The following is an 18,799-nucleotide window of genomic DNA, read 5'->3' as shown; positions in this document are numbered from 1 at the left end:
AGCGGCAAATCCCGCAAAAAATCCTGCAAAAAGGATGCCTAAGCCGGCCAAATGAATTTGGCCAGTCTCACTTGGTCGCATATCAGAAGTCGCGTTATTGAATGAAACGTTTCATTGACGGAGATTTCTTCCCGGCATAGCGTTCTCAGGTCGAATGACCGTGCGCTTGGCGATATCGGCACGCATCCTGAGGCAATTGCCGAACTCGGGATAAAGTGGCGGGCGTCCGTGTCGGCAGCCGGGAGGATCTGATGGCCCAGAATCTGATGGCCGATGTCGACAAACCGTTGGCGGGCATCACGGTGGTCGAGCTCGGTCACAGCGTGGCCGCGCCCTATGCCGGGCTGATCCTGGCCGATCTCGGCGCGCGCATCATCAAGGTCGAAAACCCCGACGGCGGGGATTATGCGCGGGGCTGGGGTCCGCCGTTCTGGAAGGACACCGCCACGGTGTTTCACGGTCTCAACCGCGGCAAGCAGGGCATTACGATCGATTTCGGCGATCCCGGCGATTGCGCGAGACTGAGGTCGCTGATCTTGCAAGAGGCCGACGCGGTGATCCAGAACCTGCGGCCAGGCATTCTCGGAAAATTCGAGTTGACCGCGCAAGCGCTGCGCGCGGAGAAACCGTCGCTGATCTGGTGCGACATCGGCGCCTTCGGCAGCAATGGTCCGCTGGCCGGCAAGCCCGGTTATGATCCGCTGGTCCAGGCCAGCACCGGCATCATGAGCGTCACGGGCGAGGGTGGGCGGCCGCCGGTGCGTGTCGGCGTGTCGCTGGTCGACATGGGATCCGGCATGTGGACGGTGATCGGCCTGCTGGCCGCCCTCGTCGCCCGCAACAATGGCAGCGAGGGGCGAAGCGTCTCGACCTCGCTCTACGAAACGGGGCTGGCCTGGATGACCGTGCCTCTTGCCGCCCACGCCGCCTCGGGCGAAGTGCGCAAGCCTTACGGCTCGGGCACCGCGGAAATCGCGCCCTATCAGGCCTTCGAGGCCTCCGATGGCTGGTTGATGATCGCCGCGGGCAATGACAATCTATTCCGCAAACTATGCGGCGCGCTCGAACTCGAGGCGTTCGCCCGCGATCCAGATTTCGCGACCAATGCCGCACGGGTCGTCAACCGCGAACGGTTGATCCCGCCAATCGAGGCCGCCGTGCGCCGCTATTCGGCCGAAACCCTTGGCAACATTCTTGATGCGGCGGGCGTTCCCAATGCGCCGCTGCTTAACGTCGATCAAGTCGCCAAGCATCCGCAAACCCGTGCGCTCGGCATGATGGCGCGCTGCGCGGACGACGACATCGAGCTTGTCGGCATTCCGCTTTCCTTTGACGGCGCGCGGCCGCGCGCGCGCACGCCGGCGCCCGCGCTCGGCCAGCACAATGCCGTCTTTCGTACACCTGCCTGCAAGGGAGCAACTGATGCGGAGTGATTTCGAAACCATCCTCGCCGAGAGGCGCGACGATCATATCCTGGTCGTCAGCTTGAACCGGCCGGAATCGTCCAATGCGCTGAACACCCAGATGGGGCTCGATCTGGTGGAGCTGTTCGAGGGGTTCTCCACCGATATCGAGGGGTTGCGGGCGGTGATCCTGACCGGATCCGGCAGCAAGGCGTTTTGCGCCGGCGGCGATCTGAAACAGCGCAACGGCATGACGGATGAGGCCTGGCACGCGCAGCATCTGGTTTTCGAGCGGATGCTGCGCGCCGTGCTGGGCTGTCCGATACCGGTGATCGGCGCGGTCAACGGCGCGGCCTATGGCGGTGGTTGCGAGATCGCAGCGGCGACCGACTTCGTCTATGCCGCGACCCATGCGCGCTTTGCGCTGACCGAAGTCACACTCGGGATCATGCCGGGCGGTGGTGGAACGCAGACGCTGGCGCGGGCGGTCGGCGAACGCCGCGCCAAGGAGCTTATCCTTTCGGGGCTGCCGTTCTCGGCCGACGAGGCTGAACGCTGGGGTCTGGTCAATCGCGTGCTGCCGCCGGATGAATTGCTGCCGGCGGCACTCGCCATTGCCGGCCGCATCGCCGCCAACGGCCCGATTTCGGTGCGGCAGGCCAAGCAGGCCGTGCATCGCGGTTTGCAGATGTCGCTGGCCGACGGCCTCGCCTTCGAGATCGAGGCCTATAACCGTCTGGTCCCGACCGCGGACCGCCGGGAAGGCGTGCTTGCCTTCAACGAACGCCGCAAGCCGAACTTTCAAGGAAAATAATAGCGGTAAATAATAGAGGCAAATAATCAAGAGGTGCGAGATGCGTGAGAAAGCTCATGTTCGCGAAGTCGGGCCCCGGGACGGGATTCAGGTGGTCAAGACCATCCTGCCGAGCGCGCAGAAACTCGCTTGGTGCCGGGCGACCGCCGCGGCCGGTATCCGCGACATCGAGGTGACGTCATTCGTGCCGCCCAAGGTGATCCCGCAATTCGCCGACGCCGAGGAGGTCGCGCGCGGCGCGGTGGCGATGGGAGGCTTCCTTGCATCGGTCCTCGTGCCCAATCTGAAGGGCGCGGAGCGCGCCTTCGCGCTCGGTGTGCCCGTAGTCAATTACGTGCTGTCGGCAAGCGAAGCGCATAATCTGGCCAATGTCCGCCGCAGCACCGAGGAATCGTTGCAGGATTTCGCCCGCATCGCCGCGCTGCGCGATCAGCGTCCGGGCCTGCGCATCGCGCTCGGCGGCGGTATCGCCACCGCCTTCGGCTGCACCATCGCAGGCGCGGTGCCGGAAGCCCGCGTGGTCGAGATCGCGGTGCGGCTCGTCGAGATGGGCGCGGACGAACTCATTGTTGCCGACACCGTCGGCTATGGCGATCCGCGCCAGGTGCGCCGGCTGATGACGGCCGTGATCGCCGCCGTCGGCCGCGTGCCGGTGACCTGCCATTTCCATGACACGCGCGGCCTTGGTCTCGCCAATGTCACTGCCGCGCTGGAAGCCGGCGTGCGCGCCTTCGATGCGTCGCTCGCAGGCCTCGGCGGCTGTCCGTTCGCGCCGGGCGCAACCGGCAATATCGACACCGAAGATACGGTTTTCCTGCTGGAGCAACTCGGTTTTGACACCGGGGCCGATGTCGACGCGCTGGTCGCCTTGCGCCGCGAGGTCGAGGGCTGGCTGCCGGGCGAGCGCTTCTCTGGCGCCATCGCGCGCGCCGGATTGCCCAAGACCTATCGCGCGCAAGCGCAGGCTGCCGCCTGATGAGGATATTTCATGACCTATCATGACGCCAATCGCGAGGCCGACACCGATGTCAGCGTCGTGCTCGGCGAGGATTTCCCGGAGCTGCGCCATGCGGTTCGTCGCATCTGCGAAAAATTCCCCGGTGAATATTGGCGGGCGCTCGACGATTGCAGCGGCTACCCGACCGAATTCGTCGCCGCCTTGACCGAAGCGGGCTTTCTCGGGGCGCTGATTCCGGAAGCATATGGCGGCTCGGGTCTGCCGCTGCGGGCGGCGGCGGTGATCCTCGAGGAAATCAATGCCAGTGGCTGCAGTGCGAGCCCAGCGCATGCGCAGATGTACATCATGGGTACGCTGCTGCGTCACGGCAGCGAACAGCAAAAGCGCAGCTACCTTCCGGAGATCGCGGCGGGAAGACTGCGGCTACAGGCGTTCGGCGTCACCGAGCCCAACACCGGGTCCGATACCACCCAGCTCAAGACCCGCGCCGAGCGGCAGGGCGATGTTTATGTCGTCAACGGTCAGAAGGTCTGGACCTCGCGCGCGCTGCATTCCGATCTGATGCTGCTTTTGGCCCGCACCACGCCGGTCGATCAGGCGCGTGGGCGCACCGACGGGCTCTCGGTCTTTCTGGTCGATCTGCGTGAGGCCAAGGGCAACGGCATCGAAATCCGCCCGATCAAGGCGATGATCAATCACAACACCACAGAAGTGTTCATCGAAAACCTGAAAGTGCCGGCGGCCAATTTGATCGGCGAGGAAGGCAAGGGCTTTCGTTATATTCTGGACGGCATGAACGCCGAACGCATCCTGGTCGCTTCCGAATGCGTCGGCGACGGCCGCTGGCTGCTCAACAAGGGCGTCGCCTATGCCAATGAACGGCAGGTGTTCGGCAGGCCGATCGGCCAGAACCAAGGCATCCAGTTTCCGCTGGCGCGCGCCTATGCCGAACTCGAGGCGGCCGACATGATGTGCCGCCGCGCCGCCGCGCTGTTCGAGGCCGGGCGGCCCTGCGGCGCCGACGCCAATATCGCCAAGCTGCTCGCCTCCGAAGCGACCTGGAAAGCGGCCGACACCACGTTTCAGACCCTCGGCGGATTCGCATTCGCGCAGGAATATGATGTCGAACGCAAATGGCGCGAAGTGCGAATTTACCAGACTGCCCCGATCTCGACCAATATGGTGCTGGCCTATGTGGCCCAGCACGTCCTTGGCCTTCCGCGTTCTTATTGAGGAGATGCAAGATGCTGGAGTTCACCCGCCAGGTCGCCGGCGTCTACCATCGCAAGATCGGCGACGTGCTCGTCACCGGCCTCAGCGACGGTTACGTCGACATGGGCTACACCATCTTCCGCAATATCCCCGAGGAGGAGACCAAGGCCATTCTGGCGCGCGATCACCGCATCTCGCCGCCGCGGATCTCGGTCAATGCGTTCGCTCTGCGCATGAACGGCCGCACTTATTTGATCGACTGCGGCTCGGCCGACATCATGGGCCCGACCTGCGGCCGCCTGCCGGCCAATCTCGCCGCCACCGGCATCGACCCGGCCTCGGTGGATGGCGTGCTGTTGACCCATGTGCATCCCGACCATTCCAACGGGTTGACCGATGTCGCGACCGGCGCGCGGCTGTTCCCCAATGCCGAGGTCATCGTTCATGAGAACGAGATCAATCACTGGTTCAACGACGAACTGATGGCCAAGGCGGCCGAGCGTCCCCGCCGCCGCTATTTCGAGGCCGGGCGCACCCAGCTCAAACCCTATATGGCCGCCGACCGCGTGCGCACCTTCCGCAAGGGTGAGGTGCTGCCCGGCGTGACCGCGATCCCGATCGCCGGCCATACGCCCGGCCACACCGCTTACGTCATCGCCTCCGGCGGCCAAACGCTGATCGTGTGGGGCGACACGGTGCATGTGCCGGAAATCCAGGTGGCGCGCCCCGAAGTCACGATGGAATTCGACAGCGATCCGCAAGCGGCAGCCAGCGCGCGCCAGATGGTGTTCGACATGGTGGTGTCCGACGACATGCTGATCGGTGGCATGCATTTGCATTTCCCCGGCTTTGGCCATATGCGGCGTGAGGCAGGGCGATACAGCCTGGTCGCCGAGCAATGGGCCTTTGAGATCTGATGCGCCCGCAAAACCGATGACAGAACGGCCAACCATAAATCGCGCAAGCAAGCTGACCATCCGCGACGTTGCGATCGCCGCGGGGGTCTCGACCGGCACGGTGTCGCGTGTGCTCAATGCCAACGCCACCGTTCATCCGGATATCCGCCGCAAGGTCCAGCGTGCGATCGACGATCTGGGTTATTCGCCGAACGCCGTGGCGCAGAGCATGCGGCTGCGCTCGACCCACACGATCGGCTGCATCCTGCGCGAGATCAACATCCCGCAGCTCGCCGGCTTCGTCAAAGCCGCTCACGACGTGCTCGATGAGGTCGGCTTCTCGCTGCTGATATCCAACTCCGAGGGCCGCAAGGAGCGCGAGCGGGAATTGCTCGGCCGGTTGTCGCGCCGGCAGGCCGACGGCGTGATGATGGGGCCCTACACGCCGATCGCCGGCGAGTTCGAAGCCTTCTTGCGCGGTTTCGACATTCCCATCGTGCTGATCGACCGCGATCGGCCGGAGTGGGCCGATGCGGTGATGGCCGATCATGCCGAAGGCATGCGCCTCGCCGTCGGCCATTTGCTCGGGCTCGGTCATCGCCGGGTGGCCCTGATCACCGGCGAATCCGGGCTTTATCCCGCGCGCGAACGCGTACGCGGATATCGCGAGGCTTACGCCTTGCGCGGTCTCGACGCCGATCCTTCGCTGATCCATCCGGGAAGTTTTCTGCCGGGCTCAGGCTTCCGCATCACCTCGGCGCTGCTCGGCCAGCGCCATCCGCCGACGGCGATCATCTCGGGCGGCATCGACATGCTGTCAGGCGTGTTGCGCGCGGTGCGGGGACGCGGCTTGCGGATACCGGAAGATGTCTCGCTGGTCGCCTCGGGTCATTCCGAACTCGCCGAACTCGTGACGCCGCCCATCGCGGTGATCGGCTGGGATCAAGCGGAGGTCGGCCGTATCGCAGCCGGCATGCTGCTCGACCGCATCAGAAGCGACGAGGTCCACGAACCGCAACGCGTGCTGGTCCCCAACGAATTCATCGCGCGCGCCTCCATCGGTCCGCCTCGGCAGACATGACGAGCAAAACATCTCGCCAAGCGTCATTTATTGGGGCAAAACTTCCGTTCAACAACGGGGAGAAAATCCTCGCATCAAAGCTGTCAGGGAGAAACAGATGTCGGCACGTCTCAGCCTTTTCGAGGATGTCTACAGGAATGAAGCGGCCGCCAGCCTGTCCGCCGGCGCGCGGTTCTTTTTCGTCGTGCACGGCGCGATCCTGATCGACGGGCAAGAGATAACAAGCGGTGGCGTGTGGTCCGGCGAGGGAACGGTGACCTGCACCGGTGGCGCCGAGGGTGCCACGGTCTGGCGCTGGGAGCTCTCGCGCGGCGAAGCCGCGGCCTTCAACGCCGCAGGCGTCTCCACCAGGCTCAAGCTGTCGGCGAACCTCGATACGCTTCCCGAAGGCGAATTGCTGTTGCGCGGGGATAGCGTGGCGTTTCCGCCCGGCGGGACCGCGCTGACCCACACCCATCAGGGGCCGGGAATCCGCTGCATGATCGAAGGCGGCATCCGCATCGATACGCACGGACGCTCGACATCGTATGGACCCGGCGGCGCGTGGTTCGAAACCGGACCGGACACGGTATTCGCTCAGGCCGATCCGGCCCGCGCCAGCCGGTTCATCCGCACCATGATCCTGCCGCGCGCGCTGCTCGGGCAAAGTTCGATCCGCTATGCCCATGAGGAAGACAAGGCCAAGCCGAAATCCCAGAAGTATCAAGTGTTCGTCGATCGGCCGATTTCCTTCGTGAAGAAATAGCGGCGATCGAGAATCGAAAAAACGAAAACTAAAAATAACGAAAATCAAAAGCGACTCTAAAATTAAAAGAACTTTGGGGGGAGACACCGTGGCGGCATTCCTGGGGGATTTGAACGTCAAAGAGCGGCGCACGCTGGTCGCGTGCTTTGGCGGGTGGGCGCTCGATTCATTCGACGTCAATCTGTACGCGCTGGTGATTCCGACGTTGCTCGTCACCTTGAATTTCAAGATGTCGGAGGCCGGCCTTCTCGCCACCGTCGCCCTGCTGCTGTCCGCCTTCGGAGGCTGGATCACCGGAACCCTGGCCGACAAATACGGGCGTGTCAGGGTGTTGCAGATCACCATCGTCTGGTTCGCGTTCTTTACGTTCCTGGCCGGGTTCTGCAACAATTTCGGCCAGTTCTTTGCGGTTCGCGCCTTGCAGGGACTAGGGTTCGGCGGCGAGTGGGCTGCCGGCGCGGTCCTGATCGGCGAAGTCATCAACGCGAGATATCGCGGACGCGCCGTCGGCCTGGTTCAGAGCGGATGGGCGGTCGGCTGGGGCGGTGCGACGCTCATGTTCGCACTGGTGTTCTCGCTGCTGCCGCAGGACATCGCGTGGCGCGTGTTGTTCTGGACCGGGCTTTTGCCGGCGCTGCTGGTGATCTATATCCGCCGCTTCGTCGATGAGCCGGAAATCTTCGAAAAATCGCGCGCCACCGACAACGAGAGCGTGGCGACCAAGCTATTTGCGATCTTCTCGCGCGAGAACATGCGCCTGACGCTTCTGACATCGTTGCTGACCACCGGCGCACAAGGCGGCTATTACGCCGTCAACACCTGGCTTCCGACCTTTCTGCGCACCGAAAGGAAACTGACGGTGCTCGGCTCCTCGGGCTATCTTGCCTTCGTCATCCTGGGCGCGTTCTGCGGCTTCGTGGCGGGGGCCTGGCTCGCCGATGCGATCGGTCGGAAGAAGACGTTCCTTGTGATGGCGTTGTGCGCCGGCCTCGTCATCATGGTCTATATGCTGGCGCCGATCGACAATCAGGTGATGCTGGTGCTGGGATTCCCGCTTGGCTTCTTCGCCAATGGTATGTTCGCGCCGATGGGTCCTTATTTGACGGAACTGTTCCCGACCAAAAGCAGGGCCACCAATCAGGGGTTTTCGTATAATGCGGGCCGCGCCGTCGGCGCGCTGTTCCCGGGGCTGATCGGATATCTCAGCCAGTCGATGGGGCTCGGAACCGCGATCGGCGTCTTTACGATCGCGGCCTATCTGCTGCTGCTGACAGCGTTATGGCTGCTGCCGGAAACACACGGGCGGGATTTGTCGGTCATGCCCGAGCCCGCTCGTGCCTGAAACTCGGACGGCGGCGCGCGCCTTCAGGGCTGGTGGCGCCGGGTGATTGCGATCTGGGCGGCCTGCGCGTAGAGGCTGGCCAGAACATCAAGCTGTAGCCGCGTCGCCTCGGATTTGATCGGCCATCCCTCGAGCGCCTCCAGCATCGGCGGCAGCGTCGCGGCGCGGACCGCAGCATAAGCTTCGGTCACGGCGCGGCCGGCTTCCGTGGCGCGGTAGCGGGTTTCCTTGCGCGAGGAATAGCCCTCGGTTTCGATCAGGCCGGCGCGGGTCAGCTTGCGCGTGGCGTATTGCAGATTGGGGACATCGACCCGGTTCAGCAATTGTCCGACTTCCGAAAGCCGTTTCGGCTCGTCGCCCATCCGAACGACGTTCAGAACGGCGACGTCGTCGCCGGAGAGCGGCACGTCGCACACCGCGGCCAGGCAAGCCGCCTTCCACCGGTAGTAGGCCTGCGCGAGGCGCTCCAGGCCGAATTCGAAGTCGGAAAGCTGGCGTTCGGTCTCGGTGCGCGCCAGATGCCAGGACCCCGGACGTTCCGAGGGGGCCGACGCGGCGGACGATTTGCGAGTCTTGACCGTTCCAGACCTGACAGCTCCAGATCTCGCCGCTCCAGATTTCGCAATTGCAGACCTGTCGGTCTTCTTTGCAGTGCTCTTCTTCAAAATATCGGCTCCCGATTCCATGCTTCGGCTTACCGCCTGGGCAGGGCCTGCTCAATCTATGCTATTTACATCTGAGATTCTTACATTAAAAATTCAATTAAGAAAACACGATGAATTCCCAAGGGCACGCAAGGGTGCGTTGCGCGCAGCAGTGAGGTCGACAGTGGCTGGACAATGGATTGACATCGCGGCCGCCGATGGCGGCAAGTTCAGGGGATATCTGGCAATTCCGGCGTCAGGGTCCGGACCGGGAATCCTGCTGTTGCAGGAGATATTCGGCGTCAACGCCTCGATGCGGGAAGTCGCCGATCACTATGCCGAGGAGGGCTACGTCGTGTTGGCCCCCGATTTGTTCTGGCGGATGGAGCCGGGCGTCGATCTCGGTTACACCGAAGCCGATTTCGGCAAGGCGATGGGCTACTACCAGCGCTTCGACGCCAATCAGTCGATCAAGGATTCGGCGGACGCCCTGAAAGTCCTGCGCGCGCGCCCCGAATGCGTCGGCAAGGTCGGCGCGTTGGGATTTTGCCTCGGCGGCAAGCTCGCCTATCTGGTCGCGGCGCGCACCGATGTCGACTGTGCGGTCAGCTATTATGGCGTCGGCATCGAGGCCGACATCGGCGAGGCCGCGCAGATCAAGTGTCCGATCGCATTCCACTTCGCCGAGCTCGATCGCTTCGCGCCGGCTGAAGCGCGCGAGCAGGTCAAAGCCGCCTTTGCCAAGCGCCCGGATGCCGAGCTTTATCTCTATCCGGGCTGCGACCACGCCTTTGCGGCCCACGAACGCGCCAGCTTCAACAAGCCTGCTACCTTGATGGCGCATTCGCGCTCGATCGCGCTGTTCCGAAAGGTGATGGGGCCGCACTACGATCTCTCCGCGCTTTGGGATCGTCACACCGAACTGGAATTCGGCGTCCGCTCGGCGGAAGCGACCATGGCGACCATGGTGGCGGAGCCTTACGTTAATCATATCCCGACCATGACCGGCGGCGTCGGCTATCGCGACCTGCTGCGCTTCTACGCCAATCATTTCATTCCGAAGACGCCGCAGGACACCAAGCTGGTTCCGATCTCGCGCACCATCGGCGCGGACCGCATCGTCGACGAGATGCTGTTCAGTTTTACCCACGATATCGAGATCGACTGGATGCTGCCCGGGGTGGCTCCGACCGGCAAATACGTCGAGGTCCCGCTGATCGCCATCGTGCGTTTCCGCGGCGACAAGCTCTACAACGAGCACATCTACTGGGATCAGGCCTCGGTGCTGGTCCAGATCGGGCTGCTCGACCCGGCATTGCTGCCGGTGGCCGGCGTCGCGACCGCCAAGAAGCTGGTGGACGAAACGCTGCCCTCGAACGCGCTAATGGCGCGCTGGGCCGAGAGCGCACCGAAAGCCGCTTCATAGTTTGCCTGCAATCATCGGCGCCCACTCCCGGGCGCCGTTCTCGTTTGGTGGAGTAGTTGTCATGGTATCCCGTGGTCTATCCCGACGCACCCTTCTGCAATTTGCCGGCGCAGCAAGCTTGCCGCTTTCCTCCGGTCTCTTCGCCGGCGCGGCGCGCGCCGACGCCTCGACACTGACGATCGCCTACAATGTGAACTTGCCATCGTTCGATCCGACCGTCGGGTTGTCGGCGGTCAATCCGACCATCCAGTCGATCTATCAATCGATCTTCGATCCCTACATCGCCCAGGCGCCGGATCTGTCGTTCAAGCCGGGACTGCTGACCAAATGGGGCTGGAACGACGATAAGACCAAGGTCATGCTGGAGGTGTGTCAGGGCGCCAAGTGGCACGACGGCACGCCGGTCACGCCGGAAGACGTGGTGTGGTCGCTGACCCGCGCAGCGGATGCAAAAGGCGGCAACCCGATCCAGTTCGTCTGGTCCAAGGTCGGCAATTACAAGATCGACGGCAACAAAATCACCGGCGATGTGATCGAATTCGAGCCGACCTTGTTCAAGTGGATGGCGTTCCTCACCGGCTACGTGCTGCCGAAGGCCTATTTCGAAAAGGTCGGCGCCGAAGGGTTTGAGAAAGCGCCTGTTGGTTCCGGTCCCTACAAGGTCGATGCCTTCGAGCGCAACGCGTTCCTGCGGCTGAAGGCGCATCCCGGCTATTGGGGTCCGAAGCCCGCGTTCGAAACCGTGGTGTTCAAATTCGTCACCGACTCCACCAGCCGTGTGGCTGAGGTCGAGTCGGGCGGATCGGACGTCACCTTCGAGATTCCTTACGAGGAATTCGATCGCCTCAAAGCAAAACCCGGCCTGATCGGGCAGACCGAGCCGGTCTCCGACATCGCCATGATCTTCATCACCGACATCGATCCGATGCTCGACCGCAACGTTCGCCTTGCGGCCAATCACGCCATCGACAAAAAGGCGATCGTCGACCGGCTGCTCAAGGGCTACGGCGTTCCGATTTCGACCCTGGAAGCGCCGGGCTACGCGGCCTTCGATCCCTCGACCAAGGTGGCTTACGATCCCGAGCTGGCAAAGAGCCTGCTGGCCAAGAGCGGTTACTCGCCGGAGAAGCCGGTGAAATTCACCATCCAGACCACCCGCGGCTTCAAGCCGAAGGATTACGAGATGATCCAGGCGATCGTCGGGATGTGGCGCAAGGTCGGCATCGAAGCCAATATCGAAGTCTACGAGATCGCGCAGCATTTCGAACTGCGCGCCCGTCACGCGCTGGCGCCGGCGGCGTTCTACAATTGGGGCAACGCGATCGGCGATCCCTCCACCTCGACCGGTTTTGCGATGTTCGGTCCTTCGCCGCATTGCGCCTGGAAGGGCAAGGATCTGGTCGAGCGCATCGGCCCCCTGTGGGGCGAAAAGGACGAGGCCAAGCGGATCGCCGGCTGGAAGGCCGTCGACAAATACATCGCCGAGGAAGGCGAGGTGATCCCGCTGTTCCAGTATGTGCAGCCGATCATTCACAAAAAGGGGCTGAAGCTGGTGCCGCAGGCCAACGGCATGATCCTTCCGCAATTGATCACGCCGGCGTAAGGCAACAGGGCAAGGAACAGGATAAGGCGCGACAGCGATGCGATGGGGCGAGATCATCAAGCGGCTCGTCCTGATCCCTCCGACGCTGGCCGGCGTCGGCGTGATCGTGTTCGTGCTGTTGCGCATCGTGCCGGGCGATCCGATCGCGATGATGATCCCGCCCGGCGCCTCCGCCGCCGACATCGATCGGCTGCGCGCGCTTTACGGGCTGGATCGCTCCATTCCAGAGCAGTTCGTGTCCTGGTTCGGGCACGTGCTCAGCGGTGATTTCGGCCGTTCGATCAGCCTGCGTCAGAGCGTGTCCGAACTGATACTGGCGCGGCTGCCGGCGACGCTGGAATTGGCGCTGGTGGCGACGCTGATCGCCATTGCGCTCGGATTGGCGGTCGCGTTGACCGGGGTTTATTTTCGCGGCCGAAGGCTCGAATGGGCCGTCGACGGCGGCATCGGGGTGTTTCTGGCCATTCCGGATTTCCTCTGGGCCCTGATCCTGCTGCTGTCGTTTGGCGTGCTGATTCCGTTGCTGCCGACATCGGGCCGCATCGATCCGCAAATCGACGTCAGCTTCCGGACCAATTTTTATCTGTTCGAAAGCCTGCTGAGGGGGCGCATCGATGTCGTCGGCGCGCTGCTCTCGCACATGCTGCTGCCGGCGATTGCGCTGGCGCTGCCGTTCGCAGCATTGATCGCCCGGCTGCTCAAGGCATCGCTGTCGGAAGCCGAGGACCAGGACTATGCGCAGATCGCGCGGGCGCGCGGCTTTGCCCGGCCAGCGATCCTGTTGCGCGAGGTGTTCCCGAATGCGCTGATCCCGACCATTGCGCTTGGCGGCGTTCAGATCACGCTACTGCTTGGCGGCACCGTGCTGGTCGAACGCATCTTCTCCTATGAGGGGATCGGCAACATGGCGATCGATGCGGTGATCAACCGGGACTTTCCGCTGATCCAGGGGCTGATCCTGACCTTCGCCGTGCTCTTCATTGCGCTCAATCTCGCGGTCGATGTCGTGGTGACCTTGCTCGATCCGAGGCTTCGCCATGGTTGATGTCGCCGCAAGCGTCGCCCTGCAGCAGCCGTCGCGATGGGCGATGGGTTTTCGGCGCGGTGGCGCGCGGCTGTGGGTCGGTGGCGCGATTGTGGCTGTGCTGATTCTTGTGGCGCTGTTGGCGCCATGGATCGCGCCGCATGATCCGATCGAGCAGGATTTGTTGTCGGGGCAATTGCCGCCGGCATGGATGCATGGCGGCGATACGGCCTATCTGCTCGGCACCGACAGCCTCGGCCGTGACGTGCTGTCGCGGCTGATCTATGCGGCGCGGGTCGCGGTGGTGGTGGGGTTCGTCGCGGCCTTGCTGGCGGGTGCGATCGGCATCACGCTGGGTTTGATTGCGGGCAGTTTTGGCGGCTGGATCGACCAGGCGACCTCGCGCCTGATCGATGTCTGGATGGCGTTCCCCCCGATCCTGCTGTCGATCGTGCTGGCGGCCGTGATAGGCGCCGGACTGACATCCGTGATCCTCGCCATCGTGGTGGTCGACTGGACCCGGTTTGCCCGAATTATCCGGGCCGAGACCGCCGTGCAGCTTCAGCGCGACTATGCGATGGCCGCCCGCGTGATCGGTTTGAACCGCGGCCAGACCTTGCGCCTGGAAATCTTGCCCAACCTTGTTCCGCTGGTGGTGACACTCCTAGCCGTCGAGATGGGGGTTGCGATCCTGGTCGAGGTCATCCTGTCGTTTGTCGGCATTTCGGTGGCCGGCGACACCCCGACATGGGGCGGCATGATCGCCGAGGGACGCCAGATCATCTACCAGTCGCCCTGGGTGATGGCGTTTGCGATCGGGTGCGTCATCGTCAGCGTCGTCGGGTTCAATCTGCTGGGCGACGGTCTGCGCACCGCGCTCGATCCGGTGCAGCGCCGATGACCGCGGTGCTGTCGATCCAGGACCTGCATGTCACGATCGGGCGCGGCGCCCGCGCGGCCAACGTGCTGCGCGGCGTCAGCCTCGAAGTGCAGCCCGGCGAGGTCAGGGGTCTGGTCGGCGAGTCCGGCGCGGGCAAGTCGATGCTGGGGCGCGCGGTGCTTGGATTGCTGCCGGCCGATGCCTGGATCGGCAAAGGCGGAATCGCATTCGCGGGCCGCGATTTCCTGACATTGCCGGAGCGCGAGCGGCGGGATCTGCTGGGGCGCCAGATTGCGCTGATCCCGCAGGATCCGATGACGTCGCTCAACCCGGTCAAGCGGGTCGGCGACCAGATCGCGCGGGTGTTGCAGCGCCATCTCGCGCTATCCCGGCGTCAGGCCTTGCAACGCGCCACGGAGCTGCTCGCCGAGGTCGCGATCCGCGATCCGCAGCGCGTGCTCGGTCTCTATCCGTACGAGATTTCCGGCGGCATGCGGCAGCGCGTGCTGATCGCGATGGCGTTTGGCTGCGATCCCAGCCTGATCATCGCCGACGAGCCGACCACCGCGCTTGACGTTACCGTGCAGCGCCAGGTGCTGCAACTGATCGAGCGGCTGCGGGAACGCCGAGGTGCCGCGATCCTGTTCGTCACGCATGATCTGGGCGTCGTCGCCAAGATCTGCCGCACCATGACCGTGATGCATGCCGGACGGGTGCTTGAGGACGGCGAGACCGCCGATGTCCTGACCAGACCGCGACATGCGTATACGCGCGCGCTGCTGGCTGCCACGCCGCGCGCGGACCGGCCGGCCGATGCGCTGCGCCCGGTGCCGCCGGCGCTGATCGAAAGCCTGTGGAGCGAGGCCCACCGTCTGGACCGGCTGTCGATCGTGGGGCGGACATGAGCGACATCCTGCTCAGTACCGGCAGCCTGACATTCGCCTATCCGGAGCGGGCGTCGGGGCTGTTTGGTCGCCCCGTGCTGCGTGAGGTCGTCAAGCGCGTCGATCTTGCCGTTCCCAAAGGCTCGGTGCTGGGCCTGGTCGGTGAGTCCGGCTCCGGCAAAACGACGTTGGGCCGGCTGCTGGTCAGGTTGCTGCGGCCGACTTCGGGCGGCATTCAATTCGACGGTGTCGAAATCGGCGGTCTCAGCGAGGCCGAGCTGCGACCGCTGCGATCGCGTATTCAGATGATCTTCCAGGATCCGCAATCCTCGCTGAACCCACGGCTTCGGCTCGGCGTCACGCTGACGCGGCCGCTGCAAATATTCGGGCGCCTGAAGGGCAGGCGGGATCAACGCGATCGCGCCGCTTCGTTGCTGGATCTGGTCGGCTTGCCGACGCATTTCGTCGACCGCTATCCGCATGAGCTTTCGGGCGGTCAGCGGCAACGCGCCGGCATCGCCCGGGCGCTGGCGCTGGAGCCGGATTTCATCGTCGCCGACGAAATCGTGTCCGGCCTCGACGTCTCGACCCAGGCGCACATCCTGCTGCTGATCAAGGAGCTGCGCCAAAGGCTTGGCGTCACGATGGTGTTCATCAGCCATGATTTGTCGGTCATTCGCGTTCTCTGTGATGACGTGGCGATCCTACAGCACGGCGAGGTCGTCGAGGCCGGACCGGTCGCGCGCATCTTCGAACATCCGCAGCATGCCTATACGCAGAATTTGCTGTCGTCGATCCCGTTGCCGGACGTCGAACCCGGCTGGCTCGACCCGGCACGCGACGTTTCCATTCCTCGAAACCAGGGATCAGCGGCATGACCGAAACGATCAAGGACTCCATCGTTCTCATTACCGGTGCCACAGGTGCGATCGCGCAAGCCTTGATCGCGGGCCTTCGCGCGCGGGGAGCCAAAAAGATCTATGCCGCCGCGCGCGACGTATCTAGCCTCACTGCGTCGGACCGGCTGGTGCCGATCAAGATGGATGTCACCAGCGACGACGACGTCAACCGCGCCGCCGCGCAAGCCACCGACGTGACGCTTCTGATCAACAACGCCGGCGTCAACCACAACACGGCGTTTCTCCTGGCGGCGGATCTTGCGATCGCCCGTGAGGAATTCGAATGCAATTATCTGGCGCCGCTGCGCGTCGTCAGAGCCTTTGCGCCGGCGCTGATCGCCAACAAGGGCGCGGTGCTCAACATGCTGACCATCCTGGCCCGCGTTAATTTGCCGTTGATGGGATCCTATTGCGCTTCCAAGGCCGCGGCGCTGAGCCTGACGCAAGGCCTGCGCGCTGAGCTTGGCGCCAAAGGTGTGCGCGTCGCAGCCGCTCTGCCGGGCGCGGTCGATACAAGGATGACCGCGGGACTGCCGATACCGAAGATGTCACCGGCCGATGCGGCGACGGAAATTCTCGACGGGTTCGAAAAGGGCGAGGAAGAAATCTACGTCGGCGACATGGCGCGCGGTCTCGCCGCTGGTCTCGCCGCCGATCCAAAGGGCGTCGAACGGCAATTGGCTTCACCGGGCTAGAGCATGATTCTCCCCTCCCCCTTGCGGGGAGGGGTCGGGGGTGGGGTTTCCAAGCACTGAGCTTGTGGCCACCCCCCACCCCAACCCTCCCCCGCAAGGGGGGAGGGAGAAGGCTACGGCTAGTGGGCGACGCAAGAACTAACTCGACCCAATCTCATCTCATCACGCCTTACGCGCCATTCTCAAACCGTAAAATCGAAAGTGAGGATACCATCATGACCAGGTCTGGATTATGCGTTGCGGCAAGCGTTGCGTTGGCGGTCGGCTGTTGCTCGGGAGCGGCGTCGGCGGATTCGATTCCCGGCCTGCGCGGCCATGACCACACCGGGATCACCGTGCCGGACGTCAAGGCGGCGACCGCCTTTTTCACCGACGTGATCGGCTGCACCCACGCGATGTCGTTCGGGCCGTTCTCGGATGACAAGGGCACGTTCATGAAGGATGTCGTCAACGTCAACCCGCGCGCCGTGATCGACGAGATCAGCATGGTCCGCTGCGGTTACGGCTCCAACATCGAACTGTTCCAGTACAAGGCGCCCGAACAGGCCACCGAGATGCCGAAGAACAGCGATATCGGCGGCCATCACATCGCGCTCTATGTCGATGATATCGACAAGGCCGCCGCCTATTTGAAGGAAAAGAACGTCAGGACGTTGCAGGGCCCGATTCCGATCAAGGAAGGCCCCGCGGCCGGGCAATCCATCCTCTACTTCTTCACACCATGGGGACTGCAGATGGAGCTGATCAGCTATCCGCAAGGCATGGCCTATGAGAAAACCAGCAAGGCCCCGCTCTGGATGACCACCGAGCCCGGGAAATAACCGGCGTTTCGGAGTTTTCGTACAACGCCCCCGGCGGTTGCTTGGCCGCCCGCCGGGGCGGCGATCACGACCATTACGATTTCGATTTTGCTGCTATACTCCGGCCGGGGCTCCCGTTCGCGGCAACCGGAGTGACGAAGCATGATGGCGCCGGTCACCGATTTCATCGCGACCGAGGCGCGCCTCGGTGCCCAGAACTACCAGCCGCTCGGCGTTGTGCTGTCGCGCGGCGAGGGCGTCTTCGTATGGGATACCGAAGGCAACCGCTATCTCGATTGCCTCTCGGCCTACTCGGCGGTGAACCAGGGCCATTGCCATCCAAAAATCCTGGCCGCCATGATCGAGCAGGCGGGCCGGCTGACCTTGACCTCGCGCGCCTTCCACAATGACCAGCTGGCTTCGTTCTACGAGGAGATCGCGGCGTTGACCGGCGCCCACAAGGTGCTGCCGATGAACAGCGGCGCCGAGGCGGTGGAAAGCGCGATCAAGTCGGTGCGCAAATGGGGCTACGAGGTCAAGGGTGTGCCGGACGGCCAGGCCGAGATCATCGTCTGCGCCGATAATTTCCACGGGCGTACCCTCGGCATCGTCGGCTTCAGCACCGATGCGGCGGCACGCGATCATTTCGGGCCGTTCGCGCCGGGCTTTCGCATCATTCCGTTCGGCGACGCCAGCGCGCTGGAGGCGGCGATCGCGCCAAACACGGTCGCGTTTCTGGTCGAGCCGATCCAGGGCGAGGCCGGTGTCGTGCTGCCGCCGCCGGGCTATTTCGCCAAAGTGCGCGAACTCTGCACCGCGCATGACGTGATGCTGATCCTGGACGAGATCCAGACCGGGCTCGGCCGCACCGGCAGACTGCTCGCCGAGCAGCATGATGGCATCGAGGCGGATGTGACGCTGCTCGGCAAGGCGTTGTCCGGCGGCTTCTACCCGGTATCGGCGGTGCTTTCGAACAACGCCGTGCTGGGCACCCTGAAGCCGGGCCAGCACGGCTCGACCTTCGGCGGCAACCCGCTGGCCTGCGCGGTGGCGCGGGCGGCTTTGCGCGTGCTGGTCGAGGAAGGCATGATCGAGAATGCCGCTGTCCAAGGCGCGCGCCTGCTCGACGGCCTGAAGCGGATTCCCACCAACACGATTCGTGAGGTGCGCGGTCGCGGTCTGATGCTGGCGATCGAGCTTCATCCGGAAGCCGGCGACGCGCGTCGCTACTGTGAGGCGTTGCAGGGCCAGGGCATCCTGGCCAAGGACACCCACGGCCACACCATCCGCATCGCGCCGCCGCTTGTGATCTCGTCCGATCAGGTCGACTGGGCGCTGCAACGGATCGAGGCCGCGTTGCGGCAGGATTTTTCCTAGAGCGTTTTCGAGCGAAGTGGGCACCGGGTCGCGTGAAGAAAACGCGTCAAAACAAAAGACTAGAGCCCCGTTCCGATCCCATCGGAACGGAAAAGGCTCTAGCGGCAATCCCGAGA

18 protein-coding genes are annotated in these 18,799 nt (G+C 63.8%); 17 read left to right on the top strand and 1 reads right to left on the bottom strand.

The window, feature by feature from the left end; all coding sequences use genetic code 11:
* Nucleotides 1–251: 251 nt before the first annotated feature.
* The 8 genes from GSQ88_RS24115 to GSQ88_RS24080 all read left to right on the top strand — a co-directional run bounded on the left by GSQ88_RS24115 (nt 252) and on the right by GSQ88_RS24080 (nt 8,451).
* On the top strand, nt 252–1,433 hold the full coding sequence (locus tag GSQ88_RS24115; protein ID WP_159010249.1) for a CaiB/BaiF CoA transferase family protein: 1,182 nt from the start codon (nt 252–254) through the stop codon (nt 1,431–1,433).
* Nucleotides 1,423–2,217, top strand: coding sequence for an enoyl-CoA hydratase/isomerase family protein (locus GSQ88_RS24110; protein ID WP_174248095.1), 795 nt, complete (start codon nt 1,423–1,425; stop codon nt 2,215–2,217). Before GSQ88_RS24115 ends, GSQ88_RS24110 begins: the two co-directional genes overlap by 11 nt.
* Nucleotides 2,218–2,257: 40 nt before the next feature.
* Complete coding sequence (locus GSQ88_RS24105) at nt 2,258–3,193, top strand: hydroxymethylglutaryl-CoA lyase (protein ID WP_159010247.1); 936 nt, start codon at nt 2,258–2,260, stop codon at nt 3,191–3,193.
* Nucleotides 3,194–3,205: 12 nt separating this feature from the next.
* A complete protein-coding gene (locus GSQ88_RS24100; protein ID WP_159010246.1) occupies nt 3,206–4,408 on the top strand; it encodes an acyl-CoA dehydrogenase family protein in 1,203 nt (400 codons plus the stop codon).
* Between the two features lie 11 nt (nt 4,409–4,419).
* Complete coding sequence (locus GSQ88_RS24095) at nt 4,420–5,304, top strand: MBL fold metallo-hydrolase (protein WP_159010245.1); 885 nt, start codon at nt 4,420–4,422, stop codon at nt 5,302–5,304.
* A 16-nt stretch (nt 5,305–5,320) separates the two neighbouring features.
* The gene (locus tag GSQ88_RS24090) at nt 5,321–6,364 is read left to right on the top strand and encodes a LacI family DNA-binding transcriptional regulator (RefSeq protein ID WP_159010244.1); all 1,044 of its coding nucleotides are present in this window, start codon (nt 5,321–5,323) and stop codon (nt 6,362–6,364) included.
* Between the two features lie 97 nt (nt 6,365–6,461).
* Nucleotides 6,462–7,109 (top strand): cupin domain-containing protein, encoded by a 648-nt coding sequence (locus GSQ88_RS24085; RefSeq protein WP_159010243.1) that lies wholly within the window; start codon nt 6,462–6,464, stop codon nt 7,107–7,109.
* Nucleotides 7,110–7,197: 88 nt separating this feature from the next.
* On the top strand, nt 7,198–8,451 hold the full coding sequence (locus GSQ88_RS24080; protein WP_246784969.1) for an MFS transporter: 1,254 nt from the start codon (nt 7,198–7,200) through the stop codon (nt 8,449–8,451).
* Between the two features lie 23 nt (nt 8,452–8,474).
* Here the strand turns inward: GSQ88_RS24080 and GSQ88_RS24075 are convergent, their stop codons facing one another.
* Entirely contained in the window at nt 8,475–9,137 is a 663-nt protein-coding gene (locus GSQ88_RS24075; RefSeq protein WP_159010242.1) for a helix-turn-helix domain-containing protein, read from the bottom strand.
* Nucleotides 9,138–9,279: 142 nt separating this feature from the next.
* On the opposite strand from GSQ88_RS24075, the gene GSQ88_RS24070 reads away from it, so the two are divergent.
* The 9 genes from GSQ88_RS24070 (at nt 9,280) to rocD (ending at nt 18,683) form a co-directional block, all read left to right on the top strand.
* The gene (locus GSQ88_RS24070) at nt 9,280–10,521 is read left to right on the top strand and encodes a dienelactone hydrolase family protein (protein WP_174248094.1); all 1,242 of its coding nucleotides are present in this window, start codon (nt 9,280–9,282) and stop codon (nt 10,519–10,521) included.
* A 61-nt stretch (nt 10,522–10,582) separates the two neighbouring features.
* Nucleotides 10,583–12,124, top strand: coding sequence for an ABC transporter substrate-binding protein (locus GSQ88_RS24065; protein WP_159010240.1), 1,542 nt, complete (start codon nt 10,583–10,585; stop codon nt 12,122–12,124).
* A gap of 37 nt (nt 12,125–12,161) precedes the next feature.
* Nucleotides 12,162–13,169, top strand: a complete 1,008-nt coding sequence (locus GSQ88_RS24060) for an ABC transporter permease (RefSeq protein WP_159010239.1) — start codon at nt 12,162–12,164, stop codon at nt 13,167–13,169.
* Complete coding sequence (locus GSQ88_RS24055; protein WP_159010238.1) at nt 13,162–14,049, top strand: ABC transporter permease; 888 nt, start codon at nt 13,162–13,164, stop codon at nt 14,047–14,049. The genes GSQ88_RS24060 and GSQ88_RS24055 overlap by 8 nt, the downstream gene beginning before the upstream one ends.
* Nucleotides 14,046–14,933: an ABC transporter ATP-binding protein gene (locus GSQ88_RS24050; protein WP_159010237.1), complete on the top strand. Its 888-nt coding sequence runs from the start codon at nt 14,046–14,048 to the stop codon at nt 14,931–14,933. Before GSQ88_RS24055 ends, GSQ88_RS24050 begins: the two co-directional genes overlap by 4 nt.
* Nucleotides 14,930–15,790, top strand: coding sequence for an ATP-binding cassette domain-containing protein (locus tag GSQ88_RS24045; RefSeq protein ID WP_159010236.1), 861 nt, complete (start codon nt 14,930–14,932; stop codon nt 15,788–15,790). The genes GSQ88_RS24050 and GSQ88_RS24045 overlap by 4 nt, the downstream gene beginning before the upstream one ends.
* On the top strand, nt 15,787–16,506 hold the full coding sequence (locus GSQ88_RS24040) for an SDR family oxidoreductase (RefSeq protein ID WP_159010235.1): 720 nt from the start codon (nt 15,787–15,789) through the stop codon (nt 16,504–16,506). Before GSQ88_RS24045 ends, GSQ88_RS24040 begins: the two co-directional genes overlap by 4 nt.
* 215 nt (nt 16,507–16,721) lie before the next feature.
* Nucleotides 16,722–17,327 (top strand): VOC family protein, encoded by a 606-nt coding sequence (locus GSQ88_RS24035; protein ID WP_159010234.1) that lies wholly within the window; start codon nt 16,722–16,724, stop codon nt 17,325–17,327.
* A gap of 141 nt (nt 17,328–17,468) precedes the next feature.
* Complete coding sequence (gene rocD, locus GSQ88_RS24030) at nt 17,469–18,683, top strand: ornithine--oxo-acid transaminase (RefSeq protein WP_159010233.1); 1,215 nt, start codon at nt 17,469–17,471, stop codon at nt 18,681–18,683.
* Nucleotides 18,684–18,799 lie beyond the last annotated feature (116 nt).

The sequence above is a fragment of the Bradyrhizobium sp. S69 genome (genome assembly GCF_009766005.1).
Taxonomy (GTDB): domain Bacteria; phylum Pseudomonadota; class Alphaproteobacteria; order Rhizobiales; family Xanthobacteraceae; genus Bradyrhizobium.
This window is presented reverse-complemented; position numbering and strand designations above follow the sequence as displayed.